The organism is Sunxiuqinia dokdonensis, from assembly GCF_001270965.1.
GTDB lineage: Bacteria > Bacteroidota > Bacteroidia > Bacteroidales > Prolixibacteraceae > Sunxiuqinia > Sunxiuqinia dokdonensis.
This window is the reverse complement of sequence record NZ_LGIA01000146.1, coordinates 52,127-63,523: the sequence shown is the minus strand read 5'-3', so window position 1 is coordinate 63,523 and position 11,397 is coordinate 52,127. Positions and strand designations below refer to the sequence as shown.

Sequence of the window (11,397 nt, the reverse complement as noted above, 5' to 3'; positions counted from 1 at the left end):
TGAACAACGACGGACAAATTACCGATGCCGACAAACAAATTCTGGGGTCGGCCACGCCCGATTTTTTCGGTGGATTCCATTCCTATGTGCGTTACAAAAATTTCTCCTTGTCAGCTGAGTTTACCTACTCTTCAGGAAATGAAGCCTACAATGCAACGCGTCGTTCGGTCGAGGCCATGGATAACTTCAATAACCAGTCCAGGGCTGCGGTTAATCGCTGGCAGTTGGACGGTCAGGTCACCAATATGCCAAAAGCGGTGTACGGCGATCCGATGAACAACAATGCGTTTTCATCACGTTGGATTGAAGACGCTTCCTATCTGAAATTGAAATATTTGACCTTTGCTTACGAGTTTGACAAAACGTTTGTGAATTTCTTCCGCTCAGGAAAAATTTATGTTGCCGGTGAAAACCTGCTGACCTGGACGGACTACCTGGGACTGGATCCGGAATTTGCCTATTCGTATGCGGAAGCTTTACAGGGCGTTGATTATGCGAAAGCAGTCATTCCCCGAAGCGTAAAATTTGGATTTAACCTGAATTTCTAAGTCGGGAAATTGAATTAATAGCATAAAAATTTAATCATATGAAAAAGATATTCAAAAATATAGTCATCATTTTGATGGTGTTTTCATTTGCGGGTTGTGAAGATTATTTTGACACCGACCCTTCCGACATTATCAACTCCGATGATTATATCAGCGCACAAAGTGAAATGTACTCAGGCTACCTGGGAATCATCTCCAAGATGCAAATCGTGGGCGATCAGCTGGTCTTTATGTCCGATATTCGTGCTGATTTTATGGAGCCAACCTTCGATGCGCCCGAAGACCTGTGGCAATTGTATAGCTACAACTATTCTCAGAATAACCAATATGCTGATCCGGTGGACATTTACGCTGTGATTATTGCCTGCAATGATTATTTGGAGAAAATGTTCGCTTATCGTGAGGAGCTGGGAGACGCCATGGATAGTAGTACCGAAGCCAATTTCAAGGCCTTGATCAGCGGTACATTGCGCATCAAGGCGTGGACCTATTTCCAATTGGCAAAAAACTACGGCGAAGCGATTTATTTTGATGATCCGGTAACGGAGCTGAAAGATGTGACTGATGCTTCCATTTTTACCCGCTTAAACAGTGTGGAAGAAATCGTTGATAAATGTTTGGATCTCATTGACAATGGCGTCAACGGAATTGATGGTACATTGGAAATGAACTGGGGAGACTGGCTGGATCCGGAAAACCCCAACGATGGACAGTACCATCACTGGCGGTACATCACTCCTGATTGGATGGCTTTGCGTTGTGAATTGATCATGACCCAACCTTCGCCCGACTATGCCTGGGTGAAAGAACAAATCCTGACACGTCTCTCAACCACCTTTCTGGAGGATAGCTACATGTTCCGGTTGAATGCCGGTTGGACCAGTAATTACTATCGGATTTTTGCTGAGGGTATTTACTACAGCCGTTCGGCAATTTCATCCATCATTTACGACCAAGTCAATAATCAAAGCAACGATTTGATTACTTATTTCGGTAAACGATATCCGGCTCAATATTTAATTCGTCCTACGACCTTTGCCATGAGCAAGTATAGCGAAAACGACAGGCGCGGACGGTATTGTAACTTCCTCAGTCAGGATGGTGATACAGTGGTTGGAAAATACCACAGCAACTACCGCTGGAGACAACCCTACCAGAGTGATGCCAGTATTCCGATATACCGGGCACACGATTTGCATTTCTGGCTGGCCGAAGCTGAGAACCATCTGGGCAACTGGGATCCGGCAGGTGCACTGCTGAATGGAGGTGTGCATGGGCGGTTCGTTACCGGCCGCATCGACACGACCATCACCCAGGTGGGCAATGATGTGAAACAGTGGGACCTGCGTTATCAGACTTTTATGGAAAATTCAAGTTATTATAATATCGGTATCACAGGCTGTGTTAACGGCGAATTCCATGAGTTGCCTGATCCAACCGCCGAAGATTATGAGATGACTGAAGATGAGCGAATCAAAGCCTACGACTTGGCGCTTTTGGATGGCATGCTGCTGGAGTATCCTGCAGAAGGACGGGTGATGGGAATGTTGTATCGAATGGCCAAACGGTACAACGACATGTCCATCATTGCCGATCGGGTTGTGCCTAAATATCCGCAGTCGATGCAGGAGTCTGTACGAACCAAAATTATGGATGGTGATTTTTTTATAGATTACGATCTGCAGTAGAAAGCGCTTGATCCGTAAGGATACTGATTGGTTTGGCAGCCTGGAATTTTCCCGGGCTGCCAAATCCGTTTCTTTCAGTCGCTACGTGATAGAAGTAAAAGCATTTAGCTGTTTGTGCAGCGAATTAAAAATCTACAAAAGTGATGAATTCATTCAAATTGTTTTTTTTATTCTTGTTGACAAGTTTCACCGTTTCTGCGCAAACGCCGGCTTTCCCGGGAGCCGAAGGTTTTGGGAAATTTGCACGCGGCGGGCGTGGCGGCGAAGTGTATATTGTCACCAATCTGAATGACGCTGGTCCGGGTTCATTTCGTGATGCGGTTAGCCAGCCCAACAGAACCGTGGTTTTTGAGGTTGGCGGCGTGATTCAGTTGCAGGATCGGCTGTCGCTTTCAGAAAATCTGACCATTGCCGGGCAAACAGCACCGGGCGAAGGGATTACACTCAGTGGGAATGGCGTTTCATTCACCAATGCCAACCATCTGATTTGTCGTTTTATTCGGATTCGAACGGGCAAAGCGGCTGGCAAAGGAATTGATGCTGCAGGCATCTACCAGGGACACGATATGATTTTCGATCATATGTCAGTCTCGTGGGGAACCGACGAAAATTTTTCGGTTAGCTCCATGAAGGTGGTCGATGGGCCGGTACGGGTAACCATTCAAAATTCGATTATTGCACAGGGCTTGCAACCGCATTCTTGCGGCGGACTGGTGCAAACCGAGGGTGGCACCACCATGTTGCGCACCCTGTACATCGACAACCACACCCGCAACATCAAAATGAAAGGCCGCAACCAGTTTGTCAACAATGTGGTGTATAACTGGGGCGGCGATGGCTATATTTTGGGTGGCGAATCGCAGTACAAATCAAACGCAATTGTCACCGATAATTATTTTATCACCGGGCCTGATACCAAGGGAAAACCCTTTACACGGGGTAACGAAAACTTTTCCATCTATGCGAAGAACAATCATTTTGACAATAACCGGAACGGAAAATTGGATGGGAAGGTGCTCTCAAAAGATGCTTATGGAATTGTGACCTGGCTGGAGGAACCGGTGCCGAATTTCCCTGAATTGCAGGCCGAGCCGGCTGAGCTGGCCTTGAAGCAGGTGTTGGCCAACGCCGGGGCAAGTTTCCCCAAACGCGACGCGGTGGATCAACTGCTGATGAAGGAGCTGAAATCATACGGCAGGAAAGGCAAAATTATAGCCGACGAAAGCGAGTTGCCGGTTGGGATAACCCAAAAACAGTGGTCGCGAGACCCGGCGCTTGATACCGACCGCGACGGCATGCCCGACAAATGGGAACGGAAGAAGGGACTGGATCCAGCCGATTCAACCGATGCAGGGCAGTTCAAGCTGGATGCGGATTATACGAACCTGGAAGTTTATCTGAATGGGTTAATTAAATAAATAGATGAAAGATGAAAAAGTTAGTCAGTACGATGGCCCTGGTTGGTTTCTTTTGCTTGAGCCTGTTTGCTCAAACGCCCGAGGTATTAAAAAGTGACGGCATCAGCGCCGAAACACAGGAGCAATATGAAGCTGCCGCCAAAGCTTTTGAAGCCGCCGCGAAGGCTTTTCATGCTCAAAACATCATCGATACGGTGTGTATTTATCATGCGGGTGCCAATTACGCCCGGATCAATCAGCACGAAAAAGCCATCCCCTTTCTTCAGGAAAGTATTGAGCTGGGTTACAATGTGGGCCGCGCATCGCGCCTGCTTTCCGATGCCTTCTTCGGTTTAAAGGATGTGGAAAAAGCCGAAGCCGCGTTGTTGGCCGGAAAATCAAATGTTCCCGAAGAAGAATTTGAATTCGACAAGAAACTGGCCTATCTGTATTTCAATTCAGGGCAATACGAGAGATCGGCTGAATTTTTTGAGAAGGTGCTCACTCAGGCTCCTCAGAATAAGAACTACTTGTATCTGTATGGTTTTTCGTTGGAACGGATCAAAAAATATCAGGAAGCAATGGCGATTTTTGAAGAGATGCAGCAGCTTTTTCCGAATGATAAGCGAGCCAGGAAAATGTTGGGAATCGTCTTGTTTGAGCTAACCGATGAACGGAATACAAAAGAGGTAGCGAATTATGAGTCGAACAAAGGCGCCAAGTTGGAGGATTACATCAACACCAAAAAACGACTCGAAAATATTAATGCCGGCTACGAGAAAGCCCGATTGCTGCTGGAGCAAGCGCTGAAGGATTTTCCAAACGACAAACAGCTGATCCATACCTTGTATAAAACCTACAAAAAGCAGTCTAAGGAAGAAGAAGCTGCTAAAATGAAAAGTCGACTGTAATCCGGATTTATGCAAAAATGGGACGATCGGCTGCGGCTTACGGTAAACCAGACGGAAAAGCTTCACGACCGGACGGAAGCGCAAAAAACCAGGCGGAAATGCCTCATGACCGGGCGGAAATGCAAAAAACCAGACGGAAATGCCATTTAACCTGGTCGAATCGCATTTCCGCACCGTTTTTTGCATTTCCGTCGGGTTGGGTGCAGGTTTAGCCATTTTTTCGAAACTGTCTTTGCTCCTTTTGTAAGCGAATGGATGTTTTTACAGGCCAAAGCCGGATTTGCCCTCACTTGTTGGCCCTTATGATCCGTTTGGCAGATTTCTTTCAAAAGCGTTTGATTGGCGCTGCAAGTGGTCCGATAAAACCAGTTTGTCCCGGTAGTTGTGTACAGAATTACAGGAGAAAATAAGCTTTCCTCACCAAATTTGTGAGCGGAACTTAATCGAACCATTGAATAGACAATTTTTAGAATGACCAATATAAACTGAAGTAGAACGATGAACCCTAAACGAATGATAGATGCGGGACAGTTGAGGTTTTTGCTGGCCTTATTATTTTTTACAACTATTCAAGCCTGTAATTCTCCACAATCAGTTTCCGTGTTGAACTCCGGCGACGATTCATTTGCAGCCCTTCAAATTTTCAATCCTTATGGCGAAGGATTAACCATTTCTCCCGGTGAAGAAACCGGTGCCATTGGTTACCAGCATAGTGGCGAGATTCGTTGGGTGAAAGGAGAACCTGAAGTAAGTAAACAACAAGGAGCTTCAAGCTATCGGTGGAATAGCGGCGGTGAAATTGTGGTGCTCGAGCTGGTTGAAAAGGACAAGGAACTTGAATTGACCTTTAGGCTGGAAAACTCGGAAGAAGAGCCCGCTTCCTGGTTTTTAAAAACAACTGCTGCCCCCAACGAATATTTTACCGGTATTTTCGAGCGGGTAGTTGATGGGCCTCAAACCAAATCGTGGGAAGAAGGAATGACCACCGGCTTAAACCTTCGGGGCGAAAAAGTTGAAGTGAAGCTAAAACCTACCGTTTCGGCCTATGCACCTTTTTATATTTCTTCTGAAAACTATGCCTTGTTCGTGCATGGCACCTGGCCGGGCGTGATCGATTTCTGCAAGGAAAATCCGGATTTGGTTCAAATTTCGTTCGAAGGGCCCGAGTTTTCCTTTTCATTGATGATGGACGAAAATCCGGCCGAGCTGGTCAAACGCCATGCCCTCGAAACCGGACCTTCATTTGTGCCTCCCAAATGGGCTTTTGGCCCGTGGCGCTGGCGCGATGAGCATGTCAACAGGACAACACATTTTGATGGATCGCCAGTCCATGCACCTTATAATTCCGATTTGGTAGAAGATATTTTGATGATGGAAGCCTATGATATTCCGGTCACCGCTTACTGGATCGACCGCCCGTGGGGGCCTGGCGTACGTGGCTTCGACGATTACCTGGTCGACGAAGAGCGGCTACCCAAATTCGAAGAAATGATTGGCTGGCTTAATGCGAAAAAGGTGGAAGTGATGCTTTGGATTGGACCTTTTGTGATGGGCGACATGGCCGATGTGGCGGAAGAACGTGAATATGATTTGGTGAGCAGCGAATGGAAAAATTCGCGCCAGGTTCTCATGGACTTCACCAACGAAGAAGCCTGTCAATGGTGGGCTGAAAACGGGCCGGCCAAGCTCGCCAAAATGGGCGTGAAAGGCTACAAGCTGGATCGCGCTGATGGCGAAAAGCTACGGGACTCACTTCATCTGAAAACGTCGATCGGAACGACTTATCGCGAAAATTTTAACGATTATCCGCGGCAATATGTAAAAGCGGCTTATGAAGCCATTCAACCTGTTTTGGGCGACGACTTTATTTTGTTTCCCCGGGCGCAGTACACCGGTAGTGCCAAATACGGTGCACTTTGGGCGGGCGATACCGGCAACCCCGCTGAAGGGCTGCGCTCGGCCCTCATCGGTATGCAGCGTTGTGCGGTGATGGGCTATCCCATTTGGGGATCAGACACCGGCGGTTACCCCAAAAGAATGGAGCGCGAGGCCACCATGCGCTGGATGGGATTTGCCTGCTTTTCACCCATCATGGAGGTGGGGCCCACCAACAACCTGGGGTTTTGGGGAATGAATTATGAGCCTTCATTTGATCAGGAACTGCTGGCTATTTGGCGCTTTTATTCGAAACTCCGGATGAGCCTGGTGGATTACACCTACCATTTTGCACAAGTGGCTCATGACACCGGAATGCCGGTTGCCCGTCCGCTGTTTTTGGAGTATCCCGATCAGCCCGAGAGTTGGAACGATTGGGCAACTTACCTGTATGGAGACGACTTGCTGGTTTCGGTGGTCTGGGAAGATGGCAAAAGCTCGCATCGGCTGTATTTGCCAGCCGGTGAAACCTGGATTAACCTTTGGACGAACGAGGAATTGGAGGGCGGCACTTATGTTGAGGTTGAAGCACCTGTTCATCAGACCCCCGTGTTTTTAAAAAAAGGCAGTAACTTGGTGCTGCCGGATTTTAATCAGCTGTATGATGAATCAGTCAGAATTACTTCCGTTAAGTATAAAATGAGTGATTTGGAAGCCGGCGAAGGATGGGTAAATTGAAAATAGTCGTAACAACGTAGTATAGGAAAGAAGAAAAGTTGTGCTGAAAAAAGCAAAGGAACATTAACCGAAAACTGAGCCGGAACCGGGCCAGCTTTCACTAATCAAAATACCATGAAAAAAATCTTGCTCTACTTCACTGCCCTGCTGATCCTGTCCATTTCTAGTCAGGCACAAGATTTGCCGGTTTTGGAAACCGGAGCGCAGCAACCAATGCCAGCGGCCTGGATTGATAGGGATACCGGTCATAAGCTTGTTCACCTCACTGATCGTGAAGGTGACAACCGCAGCTTTTATTTTCACAATAATCCATTTCTTCCGGGCACCAGCACCGAAAACGACAAGATGATTTTTTACGGCATGGTGGACGGTGAACGGCAACTATTTTCAGTCGATTTGAAAACCCGCGAAACAGAACAACTCACCAATAAAAAAGGAGTGTCGGGCGAGATTGTCGGTAAGATGAGTCGCCGTGTTTTTTACCAGTGTGGCGACAGCGTGTTTTCAACCGGGGTGGACGACCGCAAAACCCGGCTGATTTATGTTTTTCCTGATAGCATTCGGGCCAATATTACTACCCTCAATGCCGATGAAACTTTGCTGGCAGGCGCGGTGAGCTCTCCCAAAGAACAGGAGCTTTTTCGGCAAAACCCCAAAAAAAGCGACTATTTCAATGTGATTTACGAAGCACGACTGAGGCGTTCACTGTTTACCATTGAGGTGGCAAGTGGAGAATTCAAAAATATTTATTCTGAAAATGCCTGGCTCAACCACATCCAGTTTTCACCAACTGAACCGGAATTGCTCATGTTTTGTCACGAAGGCCCCTGGCACAAAGTCGATCGCATTTGGACCATCAATATCCATGGTGGCGAGCCAAAACTGATGCACAAGCGAACCATGGACATGGAAATTGCCGGACACGAGTTTTTTAGTCCCGATGGAAAACGCATTTGGTTCGACCTGCAGTTACCGCGCGGAGAAGCTTTCTTTTTGGCCGGAGTGGATGTGAAAACAGGCGAAGAAAAACGCTATTCGCTCACCCGCGACGAATGGTCAATCCACTTCACACTTTCGCCCGATCAAACACTGTTTGCCGGCGATGGTGGCGATCCGGGACAGGTAGCCAAAGCCAGCGATGGCATGTGGATTTATCTGTTTTATCCAGAAGGCGATCGTTTTCGGTCGCAACGGCTGGTGAATATGAAACATCACGACTATCAGCTCGAGCCGAATGTGCATTTTTCTCCTGACATGAAGTGGATCATCTTTCGAGCCAACTTTGAAGGTCAGTCGGATATTTATGCGGTTGAGCTGAAGCGGGCGGTTCAATAAATTGTGGGTATCTTACAGGAAATGAAAAAATAAACATTTATGGCAACACGAATAGGACAAACAAAAGCTTCTTTTTTACTGAATGGCTTCGCCATCTGTTTGCTGATTGCGCTGGTCGGCTGCAGTACCGATAAAAGTGGCGCGGAGGTAGAATGGCCTGAAATTACCAACGAAACCAAGCCCTGGACCCGTTGGTGGTGGCACGATAGCGCGGTGAATCCTACCGATTTGACCGCCAACATGGAAGAACTGGAAGAAGCCGGCTTTGGCGGCTTGGAAATTACACCCATCTACGGGGTGAAAGGCTATGAAGACCAGGCCCTGCTTTTTCAGTCTGACGAATGGATGGATGCACTGGAACATACGCTGAATGAGGGCAAACGCCTGGATTTGGGCATCGACTTGGCTAACGCATCAGGCTGGCCGTTTGGCGGGCCGTGGATTTCAGCTGAGGATGCTTGCCGGAACGTGCAGTTCAAGCAATACAGCCTGAAAACCGGGCAACGGCTGAATGAAAAAGTGACTTACATACAGGAGCCGTTGATTCGTGCTGTGGGTCGCCGCGTTGAGATCTCGGAAGTGAAATTCCCGATTAGCAGCAATACCAATTTAAATGAATTGGCCCTGGACCAGATTCGGTTTGAAAAGCCGCTTCCCTTGCAAACACTGATGGCCTACAGCGATGCCGGCGAAGTGCTTGAGCTCACTTCCCTGGTTGACGGCAATGGTCAACTCGAGTGGCAAGCACCAGAAGGAAACTGGAATTTATACGCTGTTTTTCAAGGTTGGCATGGCAAAATGGTGGAGCGTGCCGGACAAGGTGGCGAAGGCAATGTGATTGATCATTTTTCGGAGGAAGCGACACGCAAATTCCTGAAAGATTACGACGACAAAGCTGAGGGCCGCGATTTATCCGGCTTGCGCGCCTTTTTTAACGACTCCTACGAAGTGGACGATGCCAGTGGCGAATCGAACTGGACACCCCGCTTTTTCGAAGAATTTGAAGCCCGCCGGGGTTACGATTTGAAAAACTATTTGCCAGCCTTGTTTGGTAACGATTCCGAAGAAAAAAACAGCCGGGTGCTTTGCGATTACCGCGAAACAATTTCGGATTTGCTGCTGGACGAATTCACCAGAGTCTGGGCCGGTTGGGCCGAGTCGCACAACGCGGTCATTCGCAACCAGGCACATGGTTCGCCTGCCAATATCCTCGATTTATACGAAGCCAGCCACATTCCCGAAACGGAAGGGCTCAACCCCATGCGCATCAAAATGGCGACCTCGGCCGGGCATGTTTCCGGAAAGGAATTGATTGCCTGCGAGGCTTCCACCTGGCTCGACGAGCATTTTCTGGCCAACCTGGGCGATGCCAAGCAAAACTTCGACCGCTACCTGGCGCATGGCGTCAACCACATCGTGTATCACGGAACACCCTATTCGCCTCAGGGAGAAGAATGGCCGGGCTGGTTGTTTTATGCCGCCGTGCATTTTGCACCGACCAACTCGTGGTGGCCCGACATGAAAGCGCTGAACGATTACGTCACCAATTGCCAGTCGTTCATGCAGAAGTCGATCCCAAACAACGACATTTTACTTTATTTTCCGATATATGACACCTGGTCACAGAAAGGGCGCAGTATGTTGGCGCACTTTGGAAAACCGCAGGAGCCGCTAACCCGTGAACTCAGCGAGCTATTTCTTGCTAAAGGATACTCGTTCGACTATATTTCGGATAGGCAAATCCAGAAACTGACTGCCCAAAACAAACTGATTAAAGCGCCGGGTGCCACGTATAAAACCATTGTTGTACCCAAATGCGAACACATGCCTTTGGCAACCATGGAAAAATTACTGGAGTTGGCCGAAGCCGGCGCCACCATCGTGTTTCAGGAGCAACTGCCGGTTGATGTGCCCGGAATGGGCGATTTGAAAAACCGTCAGCAGGCTTATGAGGGGCTGGTAAAATCCATGGAGTTCAATCCGGTGATGAACCTGTCCGTTTATAGTAGAGGCGATGGAAACTTCCTGATGAGTGACGACATGGATGGGATGCTGGAGATGGTGGATGTTTATCCGGAAGAACTGGCACAGCTTGGCTTGTGGTACAATCGGGTGAAACGCGTGGAAGGCACTTGCTATTTTATCACCAACTGGAGCGATCAGCCGGTTGATCAGTGGGTGACTTTGCAGACTTCGGGAGAACATGCCGCCTGGTTTAACCCGATGAACCGCGCCAAAGGGAAAGCCAGCGTTCAGAAAGTTGATGAAAACCAGTCACAGGTTTATTTGCAGCTGGCGCCGGGCGAAACCCTCATTCTGCAATGGTATCCGTACAAAGTACAATTGGATGATTATCCGATGATGACTGCTGCTTCAGAAAAAAATGAATTGAGTGGCGAATGGACGGTGGCCTTTGAAAAGGGCGGGCCAAGCTTGCCGGCTTCCTACCAAACCACCGAACTAAAATCGTGGACCGAACAATCGGATGAATTGAAGAAGTTCTCGGGAACGGCCAGCTACCAAATTTCATTCGACAAACCACAGGCAGAAGCTTCTGCTTACTTGCTCGATTTGGGAGAAGTGCATGAATCCGCTTCGGTTTACCTGAATGGTGAAAAACTCGGAACCTTGGTCGGGCCAAGCTATCAGTTAAGCATCGATCCAAGTTTGTTGAAAGAAACCAACGAATTGGAAGTGAAGGTGTCGAACCTGATGGCCAACCGCATCATCGACATGGATAAAAACGGCGTGAATTACAAGAAATTTTACAACATCAACTTTGCCGCAAACAAGCGCGAGAACGTGGGTCCCGACGGGGTGTTTACGGCCGCACATTGGGAACCGCTTCCCTCAGGATTGCTTGGGCCGGTAAGTCTGACACCTTTAGAAATAAAAAACCAGTAAG

At 48.2% G+C, this 11,397-nt stretch carries 6 protein-coding genes and 1 pseudogene; all 7 read left to right on the top strand.

All coding sequences use genetic code 11. The annotated features are described in order from the left end of the window. Positions 1-548: pseudogene (locus tag NC99_RS22100) on the top strand (hypothetical protein); the annotation flags it as partial. 38 nt (positions 549-586) lie between these two features. Beyond that, positions 587-2,236, top strand: a complete 1,650-nt coding sequence (locus NC99_RS08750; RefSeq protein WP_053182406.1) for a hypothetical protein — start codon at positions 587-589, stop codon at positions 2,234-2,236. 143 nt (positions 2,237-2,379) lie between these two features. Then, positions 2,380-3,654, top strand: a complete 1,275-nt coding sequence (locus tag NC99_RS08745) for a pectate lyase family protein (RefSeq protein ID WP_053182403.1) — start codon at positions 2,380-2,382, stop codon at positions 3,652-3,654. 11 nt (positions 3,655-3,665) lie between these two features. Then, positions 3,666-4,544, top strand: coding sequence for a tetratricopeptide repeat protein (locus NC99_RS08740; RefSeq protein ID WP_053182400.1), 879 nt, complete (start codon positions 3,666-3,668; stop codon positions 4,542-4,544). Positions 4,545-5,042: 498 nt separating this feature from the next. Further along, the gene (locus NC99_RS08730; protein WP_053182394.1) at positions 5,043-7,157 is read left to right on the top strand and encodes a TIM-barrel domain-containing protein; all 2,115 of its coding nucleotides are present in this window, start codon (positions 5,043-5,045) and stop codon (positions 7,155-7,157) included. Positions 7,158-7,271: 114 nt separating this feature from the next. Next, complete coding sequence (locus NC99_RS08725) at positions 7,272-8,492, top strand: oligogalacturonate lyase family protein (protein WP_053182391.1); 1,221 nt, start codon at positions 7,272-7,274, stop codon at positions 8,490-8,492. 39 nt (positions 8,493-8,531) lie between these two features. Further along, positions 8,532-11,396, top strand: coding sequence for a glycosyl hydrolase (locus NC99_RS08720; protein WP_082326390.1), 2,865 nt, complete (start codon positions 8,532-8,534; stop codon positions 11,394-11,396). Position 11,397 lies beyond the last annotated feature (1 nt).

Excerpts from the sequence above, each read along its gene's own strand:
- NC99_RS08720 (WP_082326390.1), top strand. The coding sequence starts at position 8,532 with ATGGCAACACGAATAGGACAAACAAAAGCTTCTTTTTTACTGAATGGC.
- NC99_RS08745 (WP_053182403.1), top strand. The coding sequence starts at position 2,380 with ATGAATTCATTCAAATTGTTTTTTTTATTCTTGTTGACAAGTTTCACC.
- NC99_RS08740 (WP_053182400.1), top strand. The coding sequence starts at position 3,666 with ATGAAAAAGTTAGTCAGTACGATGGCCCTGGTTGGTTTCTTTTGCTTG.
- NC99_RS08725 (WP_053182391.1), top strand. The coding sequence starts at position 7,272 with ATGAAAAAAATCTTGCTCTACTTCACTGCCCTGCTGATCCTGTCCATT.
- NC99_RS08750 (WP_053182406.1), top strand. The coding sequence starts at position 587 with ATGAAAAAGATATTCAAAAATATAGTCATCATTTTGATGGTGTTTTCA.
- NC99_RS08730 (WP_053182394.1), top strand. The coding sequence starts at position 5,043 with ATGAACCCTAAACGAATGATAGATGCGGGACAGTTGAGGTTTTTGCTG.